The organism is Verrucomicrobium spinosum DSM 4136 = JCM 18804 (assembly GCF_000172155.1).
GTDB classification, from domain to species: domain Bacteria; phylum Verrucomicrobiota; class Verrucomicrobiia; order Verrucomicrobiales; family Verrucomicrobiaceae; genus Verrucomicrobium; species Verrucomicrobium spinosum.
This window is the reverse complement of the sequence record NZ_ABIZ01000001.1, coordinates 3,500,105-3,522,993: the sequence shown is the minus strand read 5'-3', so window position 1 is coordinate 3,522,993 and position 22,889 is coordinate 3,500,105. Positions and strand designations below refer to the sequence as shown.

The 22,889-nt window shown below is 58.1% G+C and carries 19 protein-coding genes; 6 read left to right on the top strand and 13 right to left on the bottom strand.

Features of this window, described 5'->3' with window-relative positions; translation table 11 throughout:
• Window positions 1-4: 4 nt before the first annotated feature.
• Complete coding sequence (locus VSP_RS14185) at window positions 5-622, bottom strand: MBL fold metallo-hydrolase (protein ID WP_009961384.1); 618 nt, start codon at window positions 620-622, stop codon at window positions 5-7.
• 111 nt (window positions 623-733) lie between these two features.
• On the opposite strand from VSP_RS14185, the gene VSP_RS14180 reads away from it, so the two are divergent.
• The 3 genes from VSP_RS14180 to VSP_RS41020 all read left to right on the top strand — a co-directional run bounded on the left by VSP_RS14180 (window position 734) and on the right by VSP_RS41020 (window position 4,885).
• Complete coding sequence (locus VSP_RS14180; protein WP_009961383.1) at window positions 734-3,070, top strand: carboxy terminal-processing peptidase; 2,337 nt, start codon at window positions 734-736, stop codon at window positions 3,068-3,070.
• Between the two features lie 386 nt (window positions 3,071-3,456).
• Window positions 3,457-3,942: a hypothetical protein gene (locus VSP_RS41025; protein ID WP_082407887.1), complete on the top strand. Its 486-nt coding sequence runs from the start codon at window positions 3,457-3,459 to the stop codon at window positions 3,940-3,942.
• A 52-nt stretch (window positions 3,943-3,994) separates the two neighbouring features.
• Window positions 3,995-4,885 carry a nucleotidyl transferase AbiEii/AbiGii toxin family protein gene (locus VSP_RS41020; RefSeq protein WP_081452544.1) on the top strand — a complete coding sequence of 297 codons (891 nt, stop codon included), beginning with the start codon at window positions 3,995-3,997 and terminating at the stop codon, window positions 4,883-4,885.
• A 204-nt stretch (window positions 4,886-5,089) separates the two neighbouring features.
• Here VSP_RS41020 and VSP_RS14165 read toward each other — a convergent pair whose 3' ends face one another.
• Entirely contained in the window at window positions 5,090-5,785 is a 696-nt protein-coding gene (locus VSP_RS14165; protein WP_009961380.1) for a 7-carboxy-7-deazaguanine synthase QueE, read from the bottom strand.
• 92 nt (window positions 5,786-5,877) lie between these two features.
• Here VSP_RS14165 and VSP_RS14160 point away from each other — a divergent pair, with 92 nt between their 5' ends.
• Together VSP_RS14160 and VSP_RS14155 are read left to right on the top strand one after the other, a co-directional pair.
• Window positions 5,878-6,384 carry an NlpC/P60 family protein gene (locus VSP_RS14160; protein WP_009961379.1) on the top strand — a complete coding sequence of 169 codons (507 nt, stop codon included), beginning with the start codon at window positions 5,878-5,880 and terminating at the stop codon, window positions 6,382-6,384.
• A 106-nt stretch (window positions 6,385-6,490) separates the two neighbouring features.
• A complete protein-coding gene (locus VSP_RS14155; protein ID WP_198141391.1) occupies window positions 6,491-6,925 on the top strand; it encodes a hypothetical protein in 435 nt (144 codons plus the stop codon).
• Window positions 6,926-6,951: 26 nt separating this feature from the next.
• Here the strand turns inward: VSP_RS14155 and VSP_RS35390 are convergent, their stop codons facing one another.
• The 4 genes from VSP_RS35390 to VSP_RS14135 form a co-directional block, all read right to left on the bottom strand.
• Entirely contained in the window at window positions 6,952-8,232 is a 1,281-nt protein-coding gene (locus VSP_RS35390; RefSeq protein WP_198141390.1) for an outer membrane protein assembly factor BamB family protein, read from the bottom strand.
• A 32-nt stretch (window positions 8,233-8,264) separates the two neighbouring features.
• Window positions 8,265-9,182, bottom strand: a complete 918-nt coding sequence (locus tag VSP_RS35385; RefSeq protein ID WP_009961376.1) for a sugar phosphate isomerase/epimerase family protein — start codon at window positions 9,180-9,182, stop codon at window positions 8,265-8,267.
• 52 nt (window positions 9,183-9,234) lie between these two features.
• Window positions 9,235-10,602, bottom strand: coding sequence for a neutral/alkaline non-lysosomal ceramidase N-terminal domain-containing protein (locus tag VSP_RS14140; RefSeq protein WP_029190441.1), 1,368 nt, complete (start codon window positions 10,600-10,602; stop codon window positions 9,235-9,237).
• Between the two features lie 76 nt (window positions 10,603-10,678).
• Entirely contained in the window at window positions 10,679-11,365 is a 687-nt protein-coding gene (locus VSP_RS14135) for a hypothetical protein (RefSeq protein ID WP_157210901.1), read from the bottom strand.
• A 194-nt stretch (window positions 11,366-11,559) separates the two neighbouring features.
• Between VSP_RS14135 and VSP_RS14130 the strand changes: the two genes are divergently transcribed.
• On the top strand, window positions 11,560-12,117 hold the full coding sequence (locus tag VSP_RS14130) for a hypothetical protein (RefSeq protein ID WP_009961373.1): 558 nt from the start codon (window positions 11,560-11,562) through the stop codon (window positions 12,115-12,117).
• Window positions 12,118-12,429: 312 nt separating this feature from the next.
• Here VSP_RS14130 and VSP_RS14125 read toward each other — a convergent pair whose 3' ends face one another.
• The 7 genes from VSP_RS14125 to VSP_RS14090 all read right to left on the bottom strand — a co-directional run bounded on the left by VSP_RS14125 (window position 12,430) and on the right by VSP_RS14090 (window position 22,710).
• The gene (locus VSP_RS14125; protein ID WP_198141389.1) at window positions 12,430-12,615 is read right to left on the bottom strand and encodes an EF-hand domain-containing protein; all 186 of its coding nucleotides are present in this window, start codon (window positions 12,613-12,615) and stop codon (window positions 12,430-12,432) included.
• Between the two features lie 70 nt (window positions 12,616-12,685).
• Window positions 12,686-15,046, bottom strand: a complete 2,361-nt coding sequence (locus VSP_RS14120; protein ID WP_029190440.1) for an arylsulfatase — start codon at window positions 15,044-15,046, stop codon at window positions 12,686-12,688.
• Window positions 15,047-15,285: 239 nt separating this feature from the next.
• A complete protein-coding gene (locus VSP_RS14110) occupies window positions 15,286-16,935 on the bottom strand; it encodes a lipase family alpha/beta hydrolase (protein ID WP_009961368.1) in 1,650 nt (549 codons plus the stop codon).
• A gap of 106 nt (window positions 16,936-17,041) precedes the next feature.
• Window positions 17,042-18,481, bottom strand: a complete 1,440-nt coding sequence (locus tag VSP_RS14105; protein ID WP_009961367.1) for a DUF1254 domain-containing protein — start codon at window positions 18,479-18,481, stop codon at window positions 17,042-17,044.
• 53 nt (window positions 18,482-18,534) lie between these two features.
• On the bottom strand, window positions 18,535-20,145 hold the full coding sequence (locus VSP_RS14100; RefSeq protein ID WP_157210900.1) for an arylsulfatase: 1,611 nt from the start codon (window positions 20,143-20,145) through the stop codon (window positions 18,535-18,537).
• A 72-nt stretch (window positions 20,146-20,217) separates the two neighbouring features.
• Complete coding sequence (locus tag VSP_RS14095) at window positions 20,218-21,711, bottom strand: arylsulfatase (protein ID WP_009961364.1); 1,494 nt, start codon at window positions 21,709-21,711, stop codon at window positions 20,218-20,220.
• Window positions 21,712-21,909: 198 nt separating this feature from the next.
• On the bottom strand, window positions 21,910-22,710 hold the full coding sequence (locus VSP_RS14090) for a hypothetical protein (protein ID WP_009961362.1): 801 nt from the start codon (window positions 22,708-22,710) through the stop codon (window positions 21,910-21,912).
• Window positions 22,711-22,889 lie beyond the last annotated feature (179 nt).

Genomic DNA, 22,889 nt, shown 5'->3' with positions numbered 1-22,889 from the left:
TGAATCAAAGATAAGGGTTGGTCTCGCGCTCCGTGCCGATGGTGGTCTCTGGTCCATGACCGGGGTACACCACGGTCTCGTCTGGCAAGCTCATGAGATGCTTCTCGATTCCCGCCAGCAACACCTCTTCACTGCCGCCGGGGAAATCACACCGCCCCATGCCGCCCGCCATCAAGACATCCCCGTCAAACACCACGCCTGATTCCGGGTTGTAGAAGGTGATGCTGTCTGCGGAATGCCCGGGGACGTGAGCCACCTGCCAGGTCAGCCCCCCGGCCATGACAGCTGGCACGTCTTTCAGCAGCTGATCCACGTGGAACGGGGCCACCTCAAAGCGTGTCCCACTGACGAAAGCCATCAAAAACTCCAGCGTCAGCTCCCTGGAGAAGTCGGCATACGCATACACCTTCGCCCCCAGTTCCCGCTGTATGGCAGCCGCGTCCTGCACGTGGTCAAAATGAAGATGTGTGATCAGAAGGCTGGGAAGCGTGGATTTCCCTTGTGCCTTGAGCCAGGCAGCCATACCTTCAGGCGCGTCCACCGCAAACGCTGATTCTCCGGTTTCTACAAGGTAACCGTTGGTGGCGGCAATGCCGCCAGTAAAAGACGAAATCTTCAGCATGGGCGGGTAATCAGCGGGAAAGAGGTGGACATTTCAATGCGGAAAAGCAAATTCTTGGAGATCAAGTGCTTTCGAGCGACGTTTTGATTATAAATAAGACCTCTAGTGTCCATGCGCTACGCCTCCACGCTCTTTTCCACGGCGGTCCTCGGTTCACTGCTGCTTGCAGGACCAAAGGTCCGCGCCGAAACCAATTATGGGCAGGTGGCCATGCATGTGGCCTACATGCTTCAGAACCATCACTACTCCCGAAAAGAGTTTGATGATGAGATTTCGAAGCGCCTGCTCGACAGCTACCTCAACTTTCTCGATTTCTCCCACATCTACCTCACCCAGGAGGATGTGGACAAATTCAAGACCGACTACGCCACCAGCCTGGATGAGCACATCCTGACCCGGAACATCAGTCCGGCGCTCGACATCTACTACAAGTATGAAGAGCGGGTGAAGCAGCGCGTGGCCTACGCGAAGAAAGTGCTGGAAACGAAGAAATTCGCTTTCGACTCCAACCGCTCCCTGGAGGTCAAGCGTGAGAAGGCTCCCTGGCCTGCGAATGAAGCCGCCTCCGACGCACTCTGGAATGACCTGATTGAAGGTGACCTCCTCGCCGAGCGACTGAGTGACAAGGCCCGGGAAGAGGCCAAGAAGAAAAAGGCTGAGGAAAGAGCCAAGAAGGCTGCCGAGAATCCCGAAGAAGCCGCCAAGGCCGCTGCGAAGGCTGACAAGGCCGTGAAAGCAGACCCGGGTGAGGAAGACCCGCCGGACAAGCGGGTGCTCAAGCGCTATGAGCGCCTCCTTGAGCAGCTCGCCGAGAACGAGCAGGAAGATATCGTGAACTACTTCCTCTCCTGCCTTGCGGGCAGCTATGACCCGCACACGGAGTACATGAGCCAGCAGGAGTCCGACAACTTCAAGATTCAGATGAACCACTCCCTCGTGGGGATTGGCGCACTGCTGAGCACGAAGGACAATGTGGCAGAGATCCAAGGGATCGTGGTGGGGGGCCCGGCCGACAAGCAGAGCGAGCTCAAGATCAGCGACAAGATCCTGGCCGTGGCTCAAGGTGATGGCACCGGTCCCAACAGCGACTGGGTGGACATCAAGTACATGAAGCTCCAGAAGGTCGTGGAAATGATCCGCGGCAAGTCTGGCACCGTGGTGCGCCTGAAAGTGAACCCGGCCGCCGCTGAGGACCCCTCGGAAGTGAAGATCATCTCTATCGTGCGCGGTGAAGTGGAGCTGAAGGAAAAGCTGGCCAATGCCGAGCTGCTCCTCACCCCTCCTGTCAACGGCAAGAGCACGAAGATTGGCTGGATCACCCTCCCCTCCTTCTACGCTGATATGGAAGACGGCACGGTGAGCTGCACGGCTGACGTAACCCGCCTGCTCAAGCGCCTCATGGCCGAGCGCATCGAAGGTCTCGTGGTTGACCTCCGCGGCGACGGTGGCGGCTCTCTGGAGGAAGCGATCAAGCTGACGGGACTCTTCGTTCCCAAGGGGCCCGTGGTGCAGGCCAAAGACTGGCGCAACAACATCACCTGGCGCGACTGCGACAACGAGCGCCCAGTGTACGAGGGTCCCCTGATCGTGCTGACCGACAAGGCCAGTGCCTCTGCCAGCGAGATTTTCGCGGCTGCTCTTCAGGATTACCGCCGTGCCGTCATCGTGGGCGAGAAGTCCACCTTCGGCAAAGGTACCGTGCAGACCATCCTTCCTGTGGAACGCTACATGCCTTTCTTTAGCGACAAGAGCCGCGCTGGCTCCCTGAAGGTCACGATCCAGAAGTTCTACCGCATCGCCGGTGGGTCCACCCAGCTTCGCGGCGTCGTCCCTGACGTGGTGCTTCCCAGCATCCGCGACGTGATGGAGATCGGTGAAGACTCCTTGCCTCAGGCTCTGCCCTATGACACGATCCCGCCACGGACCTTCACCTACGCGACCAAAACGCCCCTGCCCTTGCAGGAGTTGAATACCCGCGTGAAATCCCGTTTGGAATCCAATCCGGAATTCCAATACGTGATCGAGGACACCAAGCGCATCAAGGAGCGTCTCGACAAAAACACCGTCAGCCTCAACGAGAAAGACCGTCAGAAGGAGCTCGACGAGAACAAAGCCCGCTCCGAGGCCAGGAAGACCGAGCGTAAAAACCGCACGGAAGAGGTAGCCAAACAGTACAAGCAGGGCTTTGAGCGCTATCGCCTCACTCTGGACAACGTGGACGCCACCGAACTCGTCAAGGAGTCCAGCTTCACCAAGGAGCAGACCACCGGCATGCGCATGGCCTCCAGCAATGACGATGATGACGGTTCCGATGACAGCCAGTTCCCCTTCGGCGTGGAGCCGGTTAAACTGGAGACTGTCAACGTGATGCGTGACCTCATCGAAGTTTCGAGCCACCAGCCTCAAACCGCCAACGCCAGCGAGGCCAAGAAGCCCGCTCAGCAGTAACGGCGAGAGAGTGAAGTGTTGAAGCCCCGGTCCGCCCTGCGGATCGGGGCTTTATTGTGGGCTCGAATAGAGGTGCGCGGCGTTGTTCGCACCTTCCTCGGCGATCGGCAATCTAGAAGAACCGTCTCGGTTCTAGTTCTTTGCCAAATCCACACAGCGTCACCCAAGAGCCGGGACGGCTCATCTACATTCTCCAATGCGCCCGCTTCATATGCTTGCCCATCGTCAAAACTATCGTTCGTTAAAGCGTGAATTTCAGAGGTGAATTCGAGACCCACTTTACCCTTCGCACCGATGATGTGGAGAGGGTCATTGGCTGGGCAAAGCAGGCTGGGCTGAAGTTGACGCACATCGTGTTGAGCGACGGCATTCATCCCTCACAGCCGATGCTCACGCGCCGCAGTTCGGGCGAGTATCAAACCGAACTAAAGGCGACCCAGGTACTGGCAGCACAACTCCATGCACTGGGCGCGGAAGTTCTGCGAGTGAAAATCGAAGTCGATTCAAGGCACGCATTCGCTCCATCCACACTGGACGATGTCGCCCGTCAATCATCCTCGGCATGCTACTTCGAGCATCATGTGAAGTTGCTTCTTCCTCCCAAAGCAGACTTGTCGCTCCTTCAATTGGTCGCCTTTCGACATGAAGCCCGACTATCCAGGAATGCCCTGCGGACTCGTGAGGACGGCATGCAGGAGCGCTTCCTCACCCAACGTCAGTGCGGAACCGATCGCGATGCTTCCACCAATGCGCTAACCAACCTCATACTGGACCTCTCAGAACATTCGTTCGACATCCTCGAAACAGAAGCGGAGTACGTGGTCTTCGACAACAATCTGGGGCTGGATTCCGGATGGCTCCCCAGTCACTGACCGCCGCGCATGCCGCCCCTCAACAACAACTCCAGCCCTGCCCCCACTCCCAATGCCCCACAACGACCATTCAGCATTCACCCCAGCGAGTGAGCATGTCCCCAGAGCACGTCGTCCGGGTGATCCCATCCTTTCCTTCGAAGATCAGAAGCGTTGGATCACAGCCAGACGCCGGGTGATGACCCACTTGGTTGACATTGCGGTTGCCGGCCCCCGGCTGGACCAACTTGTCCTGCGAGGCAGCCTTGCCCTCAAGTCCTGTCTTGGCCATGAAGCTCGAGAGCCGGGAGATGTCGACTGGATTATTCGGCCCGGGACGGTCGGGATCAACGATCTTCGAGGGAAGCGTTTAATCAACGACATCGTCATCGACGTGACTACAGCTTCTGCTTTCGACGACATTCGGATCGAGTACAAGGAGATTACCCGAACTGACATCTGGATCTACGACGATGCTCCGGGGCATCGCGTGGTCATCCCCTGGCGATGCGGGGATCTCCCTCTTGCAGAGATCCAAATGGACTTCGTGTTCGGTGAATCATTGCTCGCGCCCGTTTCATCAGGGGAGATCAAGTTTGAGATGAGCACCGGCACGGAAGTTGTAATGGCAAGCATGGAAGAGTCACTTGCATGGAAGGTCCGCTGGCTTGTTGAGGACGAACGCCCAAATGGAAAGGATCTGTATGACGCAGTCCTCCTGGCAGAGCGGAGCGTGCCTTCACCTGATCTGCTCCACAGCGTCCTCTCCCACGCAGGGTTATGGGAGAGTGGATGGACCGAGGACCAGCTACCATTTGCCTGGAAAGACGCGTCCCTTATGAACTGGGGCATGTTCTTGAAAGAGTATCCCTGGGTGGAAGGAACGGCTCAGGAATGGTGCGATCGTTTTTTTGCCGTGATGCGACCCATCATCGATGAGGCGAAAGAGAACTATTGTTATTAGGGCTCTGGTACAGTGAGCCCTTCGACCACATGCCCCCTTGCGGAATACGCCGACTGAAGTCGGTACTCCAACCACGCCTCAGATCATCGAAGGGACAACCGACGGTCGGATGCGGGGAGGAAGCCTCCAGAGCGCCCCATCTCCCCCCGGCCTCAAGTCTTCTGTCTTCCGTCTTCCAGTCTTCCGTCTCCCCGCGCAGCGGGCTCACGTCCCCCGCTTGTTCCCAAAAAGGTCAATGTGCAACCGGGCGCAAAAGCGCCAACCGCGTATTTTGCACCATTCCACGACTTGAGGTGCCAGGGCGTGGAGGCGGGTTTGCTCGCGGCCTTCGGGCATGAGGAGGATGTTCTCAGGGGCTGTCTGGATTTTTGCTTCGGCCAGCAGGTTTTCGATCTCAAGAAGGTCCGCCTCGGCCGACACGACAAACTTAAGCTGGTGTTCGCACGCCTCCGTCCAGGCACGGAGCACTTCGGGTTGCCAGCGGGTCTTCTCATGGCGATCGTGCCAGCCCCGCCCGGCTTCCTCCACACTGGGGGTGGAGTTGGCCAGCTTGGGGCTGAGGGAGGCCAGATCGCAGGCCAGATCGGTCGGCATTACGGTACCTGCCGTCTCGATCGTGATGTGCTTGCCCGCATCCCGAAGGCCCTGGAGCAATTCACGCATGCCCGCAGCAATGGTCGGTTCGCCTCCAGTGACCACGACGTACCGGGTGGGGTGACGATTCACTTCTGCCAGGATGTCTTCTACAGACACATCATCCCCTTCGGGATTCCATGAGGCATAGGGGGTATCACACCAACGGCACCTCAGGTTGCACCCTGACGTGCGAATGAATACGGAAGGGACCCCGGTCAGTTTCCCCTCGCCCTGCACAGAAAAAAATGTCTCCGAAATCCGCATGTCCTTTCATAGCTAGCATACGACTGGGAAATGCGCCTGAAATTGCTCTCGCCACCCGCTTCTAAAACCCTTAAGTTACCTTAACCAAGCTCGTGCATCGTCTCCTTTCCATCGCAACCATCCTTTGCCTCGTTCTGCTCGCCAGCTGTAGCAGCACGCCTGAATCCTATACCTACAAGTTTGTCCCCGGGAAATCGGCCGTGCTTCAGGGAAAATACGCCCTGATCCCCGAGAACTGCCCGGAGCCAGTGAAACGCGCCGTGGCAGCGGGGAATCGCCTTCAGGGCAAACCGTACATTTACGGTGGGGGTCATCGGCGAATCGACGACGTGGGCTATGACTGTTCCGGCACCCTGTCCTACGTCCTTCACCATGCCGGGCTGCTGAAAACACCCATGGCTTCCAGCGAGTTCCGCACGTTTGGAAAACCTGGCCCCGGCAAATGGATTACGATCTATGCGCGCAGAGGGCATGTATTCTGCACCATCGCCGGACTGCGCCTGGATACCGGCTACAACGGTGAGAACGAGGGCCCCAAATGGTCCACGCGCCCCCGCCCCACCAAGGGCTGCGTTGTGCGTCATATTCCAGGTCTCTAGAGACCTGGCTTGACGGGACGATGCCACCTTGCCTATGCTGGTGGGAATGAAAGCCCCTTGCTTGCGATTGGTGGGAATGGGACTCGCCCTCGGCTGGAGTTCTCTGATGGCCACTTTGGTTGCCCAAGAACCAGCACCGTCAGACAAGGAGACGATCAAGCTTCTGGCCGAACGGTTGGCGACTCTCGAGAAAAAAGTCACTTCCCTGGAAGACTCTCTCGCCCAGTTGAAGCGGGACCAGAACTCTGCCGGGCCTGGGGAACGCCGTACCATGACATCAGAGCAACGCGAGTTTCAAAGTGAGCAACGCAAGCGCTTCAACTCCCTATCTGACCAAGGGCGACGCAAGTTCATCGAAGCCATGCGTGACAAGCGCGACACCATTGCCAGTTCGACGCCTGAAGAGAGAATGAAAGTGGCGCGGGAGCTCTTCGACAAAATTCAGGCTGAAGACCAAGCCCAGAAGGGCAAGCCACCGGCAGCCCCTTCCAAGACAGACGCTCCCAAATCAGAGCCCCCGCCTCCAGCAGAGCAACAGTAGCGTCTCCCTGCGATCCGGTCGGGCGGCTAATCCTCACGGGGGCGGAGGTCCACCGCAACCACTTGGCGGTCATCGCGGGCAAAGAACACCCCATTTGAAAAAGCACCATGCGACCGGTGGCCGCCACGGAGAATCTGCTCCTGCCCATGGCGGTTAAACTTCGTCGGGGAAGCATCCACCAGCCAGAGTTCTCCAGCCTCTGTCAGCACCAGCAACGTGTCGTGCACCCGCAGCAGGGTCCCGCCAGCTACCCGACCAGACTCCCACATCACCTTGCCATCTTGCGCCCGGACACAACGAATCGACTGGCCAAACTCCTGACGGCCGTGAAATCCGTAGAGGTACCCGTCATAGTACACTGGCGTGCTGTAGTGGGAATCCAGCACGTCCTCCTTCTTCCAGAGGCGGGTGAACTTGCCTTCCGGCTTCCATTGCCACAAACTGGCCCCCACGTCATAGCAAGCGGTGAGGAAAAGTTTGTCCTCTCCACACCAGATCGGCGTTGCGGCATTCACCGAGGCATCCGCCTCTGACCGTAGTCTCTGCTGAAACTTCACGCCTCCATCCAATGCATTGACCACCACCAGGTCATTGCGCATCCAGGCGATGATCGCGGGAAATGTTGCCCCGCCTCCGTGTTTAAGGATGGGTGCCGCATAGCTGGCTTCATCCTTGAGGCATTGCCACAAAATGCGGCCATCGTCGATACTTAGGGCAATCAGGCCGGCCGCTCCCTTGCTGTTGGATCCACCCGCTTCCATGATCACCTTCCCTTCTGTGACCAAAGGTGCGCATGCTCTTCCAAAAAAACCCTGGGGGGAGTTGAGTTCCTTCACCGTGTCGAATCCCCAGAGCCGCTTCCCCGTCGTGAGGTCCAGGGCCTGCACCGTACCCTCAGCTCCATGAATGATCACTTTGCCCTGCGCCACTGTCGGGCAGGCGCGCGGACCGTTGTCGAATCCGAAGCTGTCTTTGAAGGCATTGGCGTAGGTGTAGCGCCATTCTTCAGTTCCTGTAGCGGCATCCACACACTCCACGATGGCTTGATCGTTGATCCGATGGAAAAGAATCACCCGATTCCCCGCCACCACGGGACCGGCGAATCCGGTGCCAACAGGATGCTTCCAGCGGAACTTCACACCGGAGAAAGCAAATCCCTTGATCATCTGCTCACTATCAGCCGACGCGCCATCCCGGTTGGGACCCAGAAACTGGGGCCAGTCCGCGGCGGGAGACCCTCCCACAATCAGGAGTGTGCTCATGAGGATGTAGCCTGCCTGCTGGATTCGCATGTAAGCCTTCTTCATGAGCATCAGTCGTGCCTCACCGCGTTTTTGCTCTATGACCACCATTCTCTCAATACGGCCAGATCACGCCGCGTGGCCTCAAATGCCTTCTGCACGTCTTCTTTGGTGACGAGTTTATTCTTGATGTACTCCACATGCAGACTGACGGGACCGGCATAACCGCCTGCTTTGAGCAGTTTTGCATACTCCTTGCCCGGTGCCATCCCTTCTCCCAATGGCACCACCTCTGCCTTGCCGCCGGTCCACTGGTAGTCTTTGAAATAAGCCGCGCCGATCCTGTCTTGCACCAGTCGCAGTTCAATAGGCCAGGAAGTTCCGCCTTCCACTGAAGCATGCAGGATGTCGAAGGCAAAGGCCCAGTCGTCTGCGGGATAGTCGCGCATCAGCGTGGCCACATCCCATACCGGAGCTCCCACATAATCTTTGCCGTGGTGGTTCTGGAAGAGAGGCTGAATTCCTATCTCCTTGCTTAGGACTATGAGATCCTTCACCCCGGCTTTGATTTTGTCCAACTGGGGCCAGATGGGCTGCTTCAGGTCATACTTCCAGTAGTTCATGCGGTACCGGGCCACTCCGAGAGCTTTGGCTGTCCGCAGCACCTTCTCCGTGTTCTGCTCCGCAGAAACCTCATTGATGCCGGAGGTGAGGATCGTCATCTCCAGATTGTGCTTCTTGAGCTGCTCGATCAGCTTGGGCAGATCTTCCTCCACCCGCTCGGGCTCCACGTGTCCTTTGGGTCTCACGGGTGCTTCGATCCCGTCCACTCCGAGTTGTGCGGCATGGGAGGCGATCTCCTCAAAGCTGAGCCCCTGCAGATGCTTGGTGAAGAAGCAAAACTTGTGCTTGGGATCAACACTTGTGGCCGGTGCGGCAGAAGCAGTGGCCAAGGGCAAAGCCAAGGCCCCGGCACCTTGGAGGGTGGCAAGTAAAAAGTCGCGACGATTATGCATGGGTGTTAAGGCGCAAAAGAATGCGTAGAGAGTAACGGCGTCTCCCGGAATATCACTCAGCCAACTGCCGGTGCAATTCGTGAACTTTGCCAATGATCAGCTCTTCCACCTCAGGTCTCCAGGGGCCAGGATGAGCCGTGTAGAGCATGGCCCCGCCAGCTTCATACCCGCCTTCTTCCAGCACACGGCGACTGGGAATGTAGCCCATCACGTCATTGGAGTAGCCTGCCACCCAGATGGTGGATTCTGTGGTCAGCTCCCGCTTCAATCTCAATGCGTAGTCCACCACCACCTCTCCTGCCAGAGCGACCAGGGTGAAGTCAGAGCCGAGCTTCACGACTTGCACGGGGTAGTCATAGCTCTCGGCCAGCTTGCCTTCCACCTCCAGCTTCTTGAGTTGCAGGCTCGCATGAGCCGCCTCCCAGCGGTTCTTGGAAGCTGCCATCTTTTCCAGCTCTGTCTTGGGCGGCGGGAGCGCGAAAGGGAGGGCCACATTCCCCATGGCCACTTTCACAGGTCCCTTGACCGCTTGTTTCTGCGTGACGGTGAGCGCCGCCTCGACCGCATTTGCAAGAGCCCGCCCATGCTGCTGGGCGAGTTCCAGTTTGCCCCGTGGGTAGGGATTTTGATCACCCCCACAACCCATCACAAAAAGGGCCACCGTTCCAGGATGCGCCTCCTCCAGATACTCCTGCGCATAGCCAGCATAGTCCCCGCAAAACTGCTGAAAGCTTAGAGTGGTATTGTGACAGGCATAGCCAAACATGACTGCCAGCAACTTGCCATCTGCCGCCTGCACCTCCAGCACCGGCACCGACTGATCCACCGGACCATCTGGATACGGGCTATTCTTGTACCCCAGCCGGGTGGGCAGCCGGCGGTTCATGGCAAAACCGCACCTGGCATGGGTGACCCCCACCTTTGCAGGTGCAAGCCGTCCGATCGCCTCGCCCGTGAGCCGCACCAGTTCGCCCGCCAGCCAGGTGCCGTACTCGGCGCCGCGATTGTCGCCGTGATCCATCACCTCCAGGTAAAGAGACTTCCCCACCCTGAACTCCGGCCCGCAATGGGTATGGGAGCAGTTCATAAACACCCTCTCTGATGGGAGCCGATGCTGCTGCTGCAATGCCTCCACTACTGAGCTTCGCAGCGAGGCCGGAATGCCAATAAGATCCATGGTCAGAGTCACGAACCGGCCGCCCTGGTCGTCCTCCAGTACCAGCACCTTCGCAAAAAGATCTTGGGTCACCCCTTCAGAGGGATTGGTGCGCGAGGCATACCCCGCCATCCACATGGGCCCGTTGGGCGTGATCTTGGAGGACGCAGCGGCCGCCTTCCAGCCACTGTTCTCTTGAGCCCATGCAGCCCCTCCCGCGGCCAGCAGCATCCAACCGGCCAGAAATAGTGCACGACATTTCATAGCACCAATGCGTGCCTTGAAGCGCCATTCTTGCCTGGAGACCGGAAATAACCTGAGCCACCTCACCTTGTCGCGGCTAAGGAGCGTCAGTCGGAGCGGGCTTGTCCTCTGAAGTCTCCACCGCATCCACCGGAGTGCTCTTGGATTTCAGAGGAGGAGGAGGAGTCTCCGGGGGCAGCATCTGCGGGATGTCACTGGCTCCTTCCACGGGGGGAAGCAGCGGGCTGGACCGGATCTCTTTGGGCACATCCTCAGGCGAGAGCGCCGGCAACAGCGGATTGGGCCCCTCCTTCCATGAACGCTTCCACTCAGGCATCACCACCGGTGTCCCTGTGGCATCCTGCGAGGACTTTCGGTGACTGCCGATCACCTGGAGACGCAGACCTCTAATATAAAAGACAGTGTAGTCGCTCAAGCCCTCCACCACACTGCGCCCCCGCTGCAACAACGGCTTGCCCCTCACAATAAGCTCACCACCACTTTCGATGTAGGCCTCCTGCCCCAGCGTCCGCAATTGTTCGCGAAAATCCACCTGCATATAGACCTTGCCGCGGGCTCGCACCCGGAGGGGCTGCCCGGCGGCGTCGGACTTGAGCACGGTAATTTCATCAGCAGCCACCTTGTAAAAGGGAGGGATTTCCAGGCTCTTCGGGCTCACCTTCTTGGCCTCCTCAAAGGTCATGGAGAGCACCGAGGCGGCATCCACCTTCTCCCCCCTCTGCGGCAGACCACTGAGATGGGCACCAGGGGGAGCATCAGACATGGGTACCCCCGCGCAGCCAGTCAGGAAGGCGACACACAGCGCCGCAAACCCTGCCCTCTGCCGCGTAACCTGGAAAAACTGCTCGCCCATGAATAAAGCATAGTCAAAAGCCGCACGTAAAACCATCATGAAAATAATACGCCTCTCGTGAGCCAACATTTTTGTCTTGGCTCGCCAACCGCGTTTCCGTTAGGATGTTTTTTATGGATGGCAATCACTGGTATCTCCTTAAAGTGGCAGGCAACGAGATCTTTGGACCCGCCCCTCTGGACCAGTTGAGGATCTGGGCTGCCGAAGCCAAGATCTCCCCCATGGATCGCGTCTCCAATGATGAGCGCCGGACGTGGATGCGGGCTCCGATGGTAACAGCCCTTCAGATGGACTGGCTGGTGGAGATGTCTGACAACTTCCTCTACGGCCCCACGAGCGTCGGAACGCTGCAGGAGTTCCTCGCCACGGGTGAGATCGACGAAAACGTCTCCGTCATCAACACCCTGGAAGGCACCAAAACCCGTCTCAGCGAACTCCCCTTTTTCAAGGCCAGTCCCCACCGGGTGCGCGGCACCCAGGAAATCAGCCTTGGGTATGGCGAAGAGTTCGGCACCGGCGAAGCCAACGCAAACCTCAAACAACGTTGTCTGTGGTTGGAAAAGCAGGTGATGGAATTGCAGCGTGAGGTGGGTGCCTGGTCCGAGCGCTGCCACAGCCTTCGCCAGCAGTTCGTTGAAATGACGGGCCGCGATCCGCGCTAGCCCTTCTCTCACGAGCCTCCCAAAAGGCAGGGCCCGGGGCGGGACTGGCTTTTCGCCTCCCGTCAGCACTAACCTCTGCCCCGAGGCTCCCCGGCGGGTGCCCCTTGGAACCTGTTTGGCTGAAAGCGCTGGGTGTGTTGCGAGGCATTTTGAGTCTGGAAAAAGCGCGAAGAGGACGTGAATCGAGATTCACAACCGATGAGCAACGCCGTCCAGGCTCAAAAGGACCGCAACCCGGAGGGGCAGTCCTCAGGCTCGGCGAAGCCGCTCCCATCTCATTCCCTTATTTGAACCTGCGACACCCGGCTGTTTTTATCCAAACAGGTTCTTAGGCAAGAGCGTCACGGTGCCATCTCCGTTGATGTCATAGCGGTTGAACAGGCGGGGCAGGGTCACCGGGTTGACCTCAGCGAGGGCCAAACGCCTGTCTTTGTTTCTGTCTGCCTCCTGAACCAGGAATCGGTCAGAGGAATCGGCACAAACTGCGAGCATCAGCACGAGCAACCAGATGAGCAGGTGGTTGGTTTTGGTGGGAGATCGAATTCCGAGGATCGGCAACCGAATGGGCTCACTTCGTCAACGCCACTTTTATTGCGTGGATCTCCCCTTCGAAGGCAAACGGACGCTTGTCGAAGTAGTCGAGGGCTACCGTCGAGCCCAGGTCCACGCCGACATCAAAAGTCTCGCTGGCGGAAAACGCCGCGGGCACGGTGCGCTTCAGCTCCGCTCTTCCCACCTCCCTTCCATTCACCTGAAGAGTGACTGCCCCCCCTTTGGCCAGTCCGGCAATGTGGGTGAGCACTTCAATTTTGTGCTTGCCAGCGGGAAGCTGGATCTCGCTTCGGGCTGCGTATTGCTCGATGATCATCATGTTATAGAGGTACACGAGATGGCCCCTGTCGAGGTAACACGTGACCCCGCCCCCTGAGCCACCGAGCGCGTATAGCACGCCACTCGCCCCTTCTTTAACTTCCACATCGATGGTGATGGCATTGCTCTGCCGACCAATGCCTGGCGCAGCGAACTCCGGCATCCGACGGGTATTGCGGTTGAAAGTCCAGCTTGTGTAGGAGGTCTGGATCCGGTCGGCAGGATGCAGCCGCAGCCAGTTGCCCGCCCCAATGGGAAAGTCCTTGTTGTCCTCTGCCAGCGTCAGGAATTCCTGCTTCAGTTCCGCAAGCTTGTCCGGCCTCCGCTTTGCCAGATCGTCCGCTTGCGAGAAGTCCCTCGTCAAATCGTAGAGCTCCCACTCGTCAGCGGCGGAGTCCCACTTGGCAATCCGCGGCGCAGATGCCGGCGTGTTCCAGGGGATGAAGGGACCAAAGGTGCAAGCGTACCAGCCCTCCTTGTAGATGGCACGACTGCCATTGTTGTCGAAGAACTGCACCGTCTTTGCCGCAGGTGCATCCGCCTTGGTAAAGGTGGAGGCAAAGCTCATTCCGTCGAGCGGGATCTGCTCCTGACCATTCACCACCTTCGGCGGCAGGATCCCGAGCACTTCATAGAGGGTCGGTGCGATGTCTATGACATGGGCGAACTGACTGCGGATGGCCTTGTCTGGCTTGATACCCTTGGGCCAGGAAACAACCAGGGGGTTGCGTGTCCCGCCAAAGTGGGAGGCCACGAGTTTTGTCGCCTTGAAAGGGGTGCCTCCCGCCCACGCCCATCCTGAGTGGTACATGTTGTCCGTCTTTGAAGAGCCCAGGGCAGCAAGCCCTCCCAGCTTCTCCAGCGCGGCGATTTGCTGCTCCACCGTATTGGGGATGTTGTTCTGGGCAAGCAACTCGCTGATCGACCCCTGCTGGCCCTCCGCGCTAGAGCCATTGTCGCCCCAGATGTAGAAGATGAGCGTGTTCTCCCGCAGCCCGCGTTTCTCCAGTCCAGCAACCAGGCGCCCCACCTGCGCATCTGTGTGCTCCACATAGCCAGCAAAGAGCTCCATGCCACGCTGCTGGAAGGCTCGCTGGTTTTCGGGAATGTCCTTCCAGGCGGTCATGGTTTCATCACGCGGCGTGAGCTTGGTGCCAGGAGGAATGATACCCCTCTCAAGCTGGCGCTTGTGCACGCGTTCTCGATAGGCATCCCATCCATCATTGAATTTGCCTTTGTACTTGTCCGCCCACTCGGGAAAGATGTGATGCGGGCCATGCACCCCACCGGGGGCCCAGTACATGAGAAAGGGCTTGTCCGGGGCGAAGGACTCGCGCTTGTCGAGCCATTCGAGCGCCTTCTGCACCATGTCCTCCGTGAGGTGGTACCTGGGGTCATCATGGGGCGGTTCCACCGCATCATAATTCTCCACGAGCCGAGGCTCCCACTGTGAGGTCTCACCCGCGAGAAACCCGTAGAAATATTCGAATCCGTACCCATTGGGCCAGCGATCCTTCGGGCCGATGGCGGTGGTCTCCGTGGCGGGCGTGTTGTGCCATTTGCCAAAGGCTGACGTATGATAACCATATTGCTTCAGGACCTCCGCGAGCGTGGCGGCCGTTCTGGGAATGATGCCCGTATAGCCATCGAACGCCACGGCCCGCTCCGCGATGGTGCCTGATCCCACCCTTGTGTGATTGCGCCCCGTGAGCAATGAGGCACGAGTGGGAGAGCAGATCGAGGTGGTGTGAAACCGGTTGTACCGCAACCCTTCATTCGCCAGCTTGGTGAGCGTGGGCGTATGCACCTCACCTCCGAAGGTTTCCGCCACGCCAAAGCCCACATCATCGATGAGCACGATGAGAATGCTTGGCGCATCCTTGGGAAGACGTTGCGGCTCGTCAGGCCACTTCATGGTAGAGTCCTGTAGCCGCGGCTTCGCCTCCCCCGCCATGGGAGCAGGAGGAAATGGCAGCACTGATCCATCGCCCGGAGTGGCTGCAGGCAGAGTCCCGGCGGCCACGCACCAAAGCGTGAGAAAGGGTATCAAAGCTCTCATAAAATCTTGGTGGTGTCCGGGCGATGAATGGGTGCTGGTGAGAGGCGCTGATATTCCACTAGCCGATGTCATCTCCCATGATGACGAGGATGTTCGGCTTCTTGTCCTGCGCGGAGATGCCTGCTGCGACAAAAAGCGCGCCCAGGTTGGCAACAAGATTTTTCGCAGAAGTGTTCATGGGGCAATGCGATGCAAAATGATCAGGAGGTGGCTTGGAACGTTGCGCCATTGGGAGAGCCTCAATCCTCCTCCAGATGCAGACGCAAAATACGGTTGACCTCCGCGATGCCCCGGGGGTGCTGGTTGCTCCAATGCCCACTGGGGATGATGAGCTCGCTCTGGGCACCGTCCAGATGACTGCTCCAGTAAGGCACGATGCCATCAGAGCTCACTGGCGGGGTGCGATCCTTATTCCCGCCCTTCCCGCGATCACCTATGATGGTGTGATACGGGATCCCGGGGGCGAGCGGCAACTCGGCGAGATTCCTCACAAAGCGGTTGTCAGGATCGAGGAAATCAATGCTGTTTGGCATCTTCTTCAACTGGGAGCCGGATGAGCCGGGCCTGGCGAGATCCAGGGCGCTGGTATCCCCCATCAGCAGATTCCTCGGGCCACCGATGATCTTGGAGCCCAGGCGGCCAAAGAAATTGGTGGCCATGTCCGCCCCTCTATGTGACGGCGAGGCAAAGATGACGCGCGAGATCTCAGGGCGGTGCTCAAAGATGAGTGCTTTTGCCATCAATTGGCGCGTGCTCTCCTCTGCGAAAGGTGTTTCCGCAGGTGGCTTCTCATAGGTGGCATACCAGAGTTTCATGCCACTGTCCGTCATGAGCGTGCGGCTGATCATGCCGCCCATGCTATGTCCAATGACCACGATGCGTTTGTGGTCCGGATAGCGGGCATTGATCAGGTCAAGCTGCGTCCTCAGGAAGGCCGCGCTGGCGGGATAGGGATAGCCAGACGCATAGCTGAAAAACCAAATTTGATAGTTCTGCCGGATGACCGGGTCGGCGCGCAGCGACTCAATCATCGGTGCCCAGGTGGCCTGCGAATCGCCGAGCCCGTGGATGCAGAGAATTGGAATCTTCTTCGGGTCATAGGGCTGGAGTCTTGCCAACCGCGGGCCGCTAGTGAACTCGTCGGGCTTGAAGAGACCGCGCAACTCACGCTTGCGCGGCTTCAATTCCGCCAGAGCAAGAGCAATGGGAGCGGTGAAGTTTGCGGCCAGAGGATACGTGCGCCCCTGCATCACGACCGTTTCTTGGGCAAGTGGGTCCACCACCCTGAGCGTGGCATTTACCCCCAAGATGTCCACCAGCCCCGTGATGCCATAGTAAACGTGTTTTCCTTGCGCGAAGGGATCGATCTTTGTGGCATCTGGCACCTTGCTCTTGGCCACGAGTGCCGCCCCCACCCCTTCCTTGTCAGCCTGCTCCACCACCAGCCTGCCTTTGAATGAATAGCGATCTGCCGGAACGAGCTGGTAGTGGGCAGGGCTTTGATCCGGCTGCGAGTTTGACTTCAGCGAGAGAAACCATTCGTGCGTGGCTCCTGGACATCGCAAAGGCGCCGACCAGGGCTTCAGCCCGGCGGCGTCAATGATGTCAAAGATACGCGCCACCGCGAAGTTGTAGTCGGCACGTGCCTGTACTTCGGAAGGAGCATTCGCAAGCACTTTAGTCGCGGCGGCAGCGGCATCCAGATAGATCCCAATCTGGGCCTCAGGTCCGGAGCCATCACGTTTCCCGGCCCGGTCAATGTATTGTCCAGCAACCGTGCTCGAACGGTGGACCGGCCTCTTTTGGGTTGCGATGGAGTAGGTGTTACACCCGGCCAGGGCCACCGTCGCCAGAGCGATCACTGTACATGAGAAGAAGCGATTGTTCATCAAAGGAGACTGGCTCAGGTGGTGTTGCAATTGGGAGGGCGGGCAAAGTAACCACCCTATATTCTTCGGCGGGCACCTTCTGAAGTTGGCACCTTGGGCCTCGATGTCACTTGACGGGCGTTACAGGAGGAGGTGCCCAGACGCCAGTCTGCAGGCTGTCATCTGGCCCGTAGAGTCGGAGGTTCAGATAGAAGCCTCCTTTGGGTGCTGGGAGCCAATTGGCCTTCTGCGTGGCACTTTCCGGAGGATCGTGTTGAATGTACAGCGTTAGCGAACCATCTTCGTTCGCAGTCAGCCCCGGAGTCCTATCTCCGATGGAATAGCGTTTGATGGAGTTCTCAACGAAGGAACCGTCCGACAGGTGATACATAGAAATCGACCAGAAGGCTGAGACCTTCGGCAGCGATTCCTTTTCGAAGTGCATTACATAGCGCTTCTTCCCATCAAACGGCTGCCCCGTGTCGTCATTTCGCCCATCCATGTAAATTGCTTCCTCGGGAGCGTTGCCGCCAGTGAACCACTTGGCCCATGCTGCGCGGAAAAGATAGTCAGTACCAAGAATCCCCGACTTGGGGCTCCACCGCCAGCCCCGAACGGTTTGCCCGGTGGTCTCCGCTTCTACATCCATGAGGTGCTGACCAAACTGGTAGGCTTTGGCAAGCCCGCGCTTCTGCCCCGCAGTCAGATGGTGATAGTCAAAAACCGTGTTTCCATCTTTGAAACCAATCTTGGCAAGGCTGGCAGCAATCACATCATCCTGACCGGCTTTGGGAGGTGTAAATCTCAAGGCGCGGGCCAGCTTGAAGAAAAAAAGGAGCTCCTCTGGCAGATCCTCCGGCACGGAGAAGGTGACGCGTTGCCTGGAAAAACTCTCGTCTGGCACAACTGGCGCTCCAGCTTTGCCAAAGCGACTGAGCGGGGTTAGCAGGAGCTGGTCCTGAATGGCACGGGCATTCGGCACATCCTCCGGTCCATTCACTCCGGTTCGCCCCCATGAGACGAAGCCGTTGTAGGGGCAGTCAATACGCTTCACACCCGCAGGCAGCTCCCCTTTCCAGCCGGGCCCCACGAGTCCATAGTGACCCACCTCGCGCCCCGTCGTTCGGGTGCCGACATAGCCGAAGGTGTCGCCATTCGGATCCCAAAATTGCATTGCGTAGTACCTCTTGTCGTCCACCTTCGGCACGGAAAGAATGAGCGGCTCGCGCGACACATCGCAAAAGGCCTGGGAATAAAGAGTGTCGTTGTTGGGAGTTGCAATCTGCGTAAACTCCGGCCCCCGCAGCTCACGCACGTGCCCAAATTGATTCACGAGCGATTGAGGATTGCCTTTTCTTACAATCTCCGGCTGGGTGCGCTCCAGCATCAGATCTTCGAAAAAGACCGCCGGATAGCCCCAGATCACCGCATCCAGCCCGAGGTAGAATGCCTTGGCTTCAGCCCCCGCCAGATCCCCAAGCTCGGGTGGAGCCGTTCGTTTGTCGGCAGCAGACGCCGTCCAGGAAGATCCCAACAAGATGGCCAGGGTAACTGGTAATAGATTCATGGTGTTCGGCAAAGGATGCGGCGGCTTTGGCTGATAATAGTATGATCTTGAACTCACAGCCCCACATTTTTCGGCGGGTACGTTCTGAAGGTGGCAGCGTGAGTCTTGAGCTTGCCCACAACTGTGGCCATCCAAGGATCAAGCCGATGGCCCACCGTCATCTCCTCCTTGGGGTCAAGATAGAGATTGAAGTACCATGGTGCGAGTCCAACGTCCTGAATCAGCGACAAATCGATGTACATATGGGGCGCCTGCGGAATGATGACCTTTAGATGTGCTTTGAACTCCTTCATCCGGCAGGCCATAAGTTCCTTGCCCCACCAAAAATACACGGCTTCACGCCGGGTCAGCCCATAATCATGGAGAAGGAATGACGTTTGATCCACAAAGTCATAGTATCGATCCGGAGGCAGCCTGTCCATTGAGACTCCGGCCAGACTTAAAGCGACACCAAAGAGATCCATCAGGTCGAACACGTCATCACTTATGCGCCCTGGAGCGATCATTCCTTTCCAATACGCGATACCTGGCACCCGCACCCCGCCTTCATAGGTGGTGCCTTTGGCTCCGCGAAACGGAGTGTATCCGGCATCAGGCCAGGCATCCATCTGCGGCCCGTTGTCAGACGTAAAGAACACAAAGGTGTTCCCCTGCACTCCCGCGTCCTCCAGAGCCTTCACGAGTGCTCCCACATGCAGATCCACCTCATGCACCGCATCCTTGTAGGGGTACTTCGCTTCACTCTCCCCAACAAAGTCAGGATTGGCAAAGTTGTCGCAGTGTACCTTCATGAAGCAATGCTCGATGAAGAAAGGTTTGTCGCCCTTCGCCAATTCTCCAATTCGCTTTAGCGTGTGCTCTATGAGGACGCTGTCTGCCCGCCCCATATCCTCAATGGTTTTGATCTGCGCCAGTTCTTTTGTCTCGCCCCCTTTGAAGCCATGAGTGAGAAAATCCGACGGCCCCACAGCCTCAAACGCTGCCAGCCGCTCAGGATCGAGCACCAGGCCGGGGTATCTCCGCACATCGAAACGCTGGGAGATTTCCTTTTGGGCAGGATAGTATCCGTAATATTCATCGAACCCAATGTCATGCGGGCGCATGCCCTTGCTCTCGCCAACGTGCCACTTGCCAGTCAGCATGGTGAAGTAACCCGCGTCACTGAGCAACTTGGGCAGGCTCGTTTCACCATCCCAGGGATTCTTCATGACTTTGTCACCCGCAAGGATGGGGCGGGTGAGTCCCGTGCGCACCGGCAGCCGGCCTGTGAGAATGGCCGAGCGTGTGGGCGTGCAGGTGTGCTGTGCATAGCAGGAAGTCAGCTTCAAGCCACCCGCCGCCAGACGGTCGATGTTCGGCGTGGACGCTCCCGTGATCGCCCCGCCGCCATAGCATCCGGGGTCGCCATAGCCCATGTCATCTACCACGATCCACAGGATATTGGGCTTCCTCCCCGTTTTCCTTTCCTGTGCGGCCAGCTTTCCCGCCACGGCCTCGTCCTGGTCAGGCCGTGGGATTGCGGCCTCCATGTTTTCCCTAGCATGCAGTGACCGGTCAAAGGTCTGGGCATGCAAACAGGGAGGAACGGTCAGAGCCAGCATCATGGCCGCTTTGATCCCTGTCATAAAGGTGACCGTTGGAATGTGCGCGACAATTGTCTTCATGGTGCGAAGAGGCGGGAGGGAGCCCCAAAAGAGCGTCGCCCATTCCGGCGACACTCTCTTGCCTGCACTTGACTAACTACCACTGGCTGCGGCTTCAAGGGTCTTCTGGATTTTTTCCAGATTGAAGGAGCCGGGTGTCTGGCTCGGCGGATAGTCCTTCATGGACTGCAGGAACCTCGCGGCCAGAGCCTGGAGAGGCACGCAGACAAAGGCGCGCTCGAGGAACCAGTCGTTGTACACGTTTGCACTGTGTTGTGCTTTTTCGAAGGGATCGCGACGCAGGTTGAACAGGAGCGGCACCCGCAATTCCGTGAATGGTTCTCGCCAGACTTCAAAGGCATGGGCGCGATTTTCAAGGAAGACAACTTTCCAGTCGTCGTACCGGATGGCCACCACCTGTCCATCATCGTTCACGTAGATGAATTCGCTGCGGGGAGATTCCTTCGTTTTGCCGGTCAAATAGTCGAGTAGGTTGGTCCCATCGATGTAGTTTTTATACTTTCGACCATTGAGCTCCACGCCTACCTTGAGTTTCTCCGCAATGTCCGGCACTCCGGCAGCAGCAGCAAACGTGGGCAACCAGTCCTCGTGGGATACGATGCCGTTCAGAGTAATGCCTGCCGGGAAATGGCCAGGCCACCGCACAAAGCACGGCACGCGGTAGGCCCCTTCCCAGTTGGAGTTCTTCTCACTGCGGAAAGGGGTATTCCCCGCATCCGGCCAGGTGTTGAAGTGCGGTCCATTGTCGGTCGAGTACTGTACAATGGTATTCTCCGCAAGACCTAGCTCGTCGATCAGCTTAAGCAGCTCACCCACCTGCAGGTCGTGCTCCACCATCCCGTCGTGATATTCGTCCCCGCTTGGGCCCGAGAGGCCCTTGTGTTCCTCCTTCACGTGCGTCCGGAAGTGCATACGCGTCGCATTCCACCAGCAAAAAAACGGCTTTCCGGCCTTGTGCTGGCGCTGGATGAATTCCTTGGCTGCCGCGACGCTTTCCGCATCGATCGTCTCCATCCGCTTCTTTGTCAGCGGACCAGTGTCCTCAATCTTGCCATCGGCAGTTGCCTTGACGACGCCCCGCGGCCCGAACTTCTTCTTGAACTCCGGGCTCTTCGGATAGTCGCGATTCTCAGGCTCCTCCTCCGCATTTAGATGGTAGAGATTGCCGAAGAACTCATCGAACCCATGCTGGGTGGGGAGGTGTTCGTCCCGATCACCCTGATGGTTTTTGCCGAACTGCGCCGTCGCATAGCCCTGGCTTTTCAGCACTGTGGCCATGGTGACATCAGTTTTCTGCCAGCCTTCCTTCGCCCCGGGGACCCCTACTTTGGTCATTCCTGTGCGCACCGGCACGCCACCGCCGATAAATGCCGCCCGACCTGCCGTGCAACTTTGCTGTCCGTAGTAGTCGGTAAATGAGAGCCCCTCTTTGGCAATGCGGTCAATGTTCGGCGTTTGATAGCCCATCATGCCGCGATTGTTATGACTGATGTTCCAGGTGCCTATGTCGTCGCCCCAAATGACAAGAATGTTGGGCTTCTTGGCCTGCGCGCCTGCCGAGGCCATGGTTAGGAGACCGCATAGAGCGGCAAGGAATACATGTTGTTTCATATGCTCGTGCTTTTAAGTCCGTCTTCCTTTGGGTATGTGTGTGTGTCATGCTACTGAAAGCCTGCTCTGTTTGGGGACGGGATTGGAGTTGCGGGTGGGCTGAGGAGGCCGGCCATCCCCGGTTTGAATGGTGACCGCAAAATGGAACGATTCTCACTTCGGAAACAGGAAGACCAGACCCGTACGCACGCCCCACTCAGGGCCATCGTCCGGTGCCTCGGCATAAACTCGCCCACCGATCTGCCACTGTAACATCTGGCCTCTGATCTTAAGGACCTTGCTGTAAACCAGGTTGATCGGCACCGTCCATTGCTCCCCTTCCCAGTCATAGCTGGTTTCTGAGTTCAGGGTGATAGTCGCCCCCTTGCCCAGCCCCACGGAAATGAACGGCTGGAGAAAAGTTGAGCAGACATCGTTGCGATCATCCTCTCCCGCGTACGACCAGAGGTGATTTGCCAGCATGCCATAGGTAAGACTCCCCTGTTGCCTCAGGACAACGAAGGTAGGGCCAGCCCCCCATTTCTCCGTCCCCAACAAGTCATCCGTCGCCGTGGGCAGCAACAGCGCCGGCCCCACGCCCCAAGTGACTCCAGAGGCCGTGGGCTGCGCCGGGGAAAAGAAGAAGCTCATCGTCGTATCCCCCAACCCGGATTGAGAAGAACCGCGTATGACATCCTCTTGGCTGATCACGGGCAAGATGGTGCGCCAGATCAAATTCCACTCGTCACTCAAGGCGATGGGCACCACCGGCTGGATGTTCATCAGATACCGGAACCCGTCATCGGGATATCCAAAATCGAAGTTGCTCTGGAACGGCAGGCTGATGAGTGACGAGACGGGATTGGACAGTTTCTTCGCAAGATCATCTGCACTGTTTGCGCCTTCAGCATGTGTAAGCACGGTGGCACCTGCTGAAGGAGATGGAGGAGCCGCCTGAACGCTGGCAGAGACCATGGCGGCAAGCAGAAGACTCCTGGTAAAAGGAGGAGGGAACGGGAGTTTCATGAGAGGTAAGCTACAGATCTACTTGACTTGTTTTTTCCACCTAGGTTCCTCGAAAAGCCAATCAATGGACTCCCGGGATGACATCCACTTGCGTGTCTCGCCCTGGCAACTGGCTTCATGCGTGGCAC

Bases quoted from the DNA above. Each gene is read 5' to 3' on its own strand.
- VSP_RS14130 (WP_009961373.1), top strand. From the start codon at position 11,560: ATGTTTTTTATGGATGGCAATCACTGGTATCTCCTTAAAGTGGCAGGC.
- VSP_RS35385 (WP_009961376.1), bottom strand. From the start codon at position 9,182: ATGCATAATCGTCGCGACTTTTTACTTGCCACCCTCCAAGGTGCCGGG.
- VSP_RS41020 (WP_081452544.1), top strand. From the start codon at position 3,995: ATGCCCCACAACGACCATTCAGCATTCACCCCAGCGAGTGAGCATGTC.
- VSP_RS14135 (WP_157210901.1), bottom strand. From the start codon at position 11,365: ATGTCTGATGCTCCCCCTGGTGCCCATCTCAGTGGTCTGCCGCAGAGG.
- VSP_RS14165 (WP_009961380.1), bottom strand. From the start codon at position 5,785: ATGCGGATTTCGGAGACATTTTTTTCTGTGCAGGGCGAGGGGAAACTG.
- VSP_RS14185 (WP_009961384.1), bottom strand. From the start codon at position 622: ATGCTGAAGATTTCGTCTTTTACTGGCGGCATTGCCGCCACCAACGGT.
- VSP_RS41025 (WP_082407887.1), top strand. From the start codon at position 3,457: ATGCTCACGCGCCGCAGTTCGGGCGAGTATCAAACCGAACTAAAGGCG.
- VSP_RS14100 (WP_157210900.1), bottom strand. From the start codon at position 20,145: ATGAAGACAATTGTCGCGCACATTCCAACGGTCACCTTTATGACAGGG.
- VSP_RS14155 (WP_198141391.1), top strand. From the start codon at position 6,491: ATGGCCACTTTGGTTGCCCAAGAACCAGCACCGTCAGACAAGGAGACG.
- VSP_RS14140 (WP_029190441.1), bottom strand. From the start codon at position 10,602: ATGAAATGTCGTGCACTATTTCTGGCCGGTTGGATGCTGCTGGCCGCG.
- VSP_RS14105 (WP_009961367.1), bottom strand. From the start codon at position 18,481: ATGAATCTATTACCAGTTACCCTGGCCATCTTGTTGGGATCTTCCTGG.
- VSP_RS14120 (WP_029190440.1), bottom strand. From the start codon at position 15,046: ATGAGAGCTTTGATACCCTTTCTCACGCTTTGGTGCGTGGCCGCCGGG.
- VSP_RS14095 (WP_009961364.1), bottom strand. From the start codon at position 21,711: ATGGCCTCGGCAGGCGCGCAGGCCAAGAAGCCCAACATTCTTGTCATT.
- VSP_RS14180 (WP_009961383.1), top strand. From the start codon at position 734: ATGCGCTACGCCTCCACGCTCTTTTCCACGGCGGTCCTCGGTTCACTG.
- VSP_RS14110 (WP_009961368.1), bottom strand. From the start codon at position 16,935: ATGAACAATCGCTTCTTCTCATGTACAGTGATCGCTCTGGCGACGGTG.
- VSP_RS14090 (WP_009961362.1), bottom strand. From the start codon at position 22,710: ATGGTCTCTGCCAGCGTTCAGGCGGCTCCTCCATCTCCTTCAGCAGGT.
- VSP_RS35390 (WP_198141390.1), bottom strand. From the start codon at position 8,232: ATGAAGAAGGCTTACATGCGAATCCAGCAGGCAGGCTACATCCTCATG.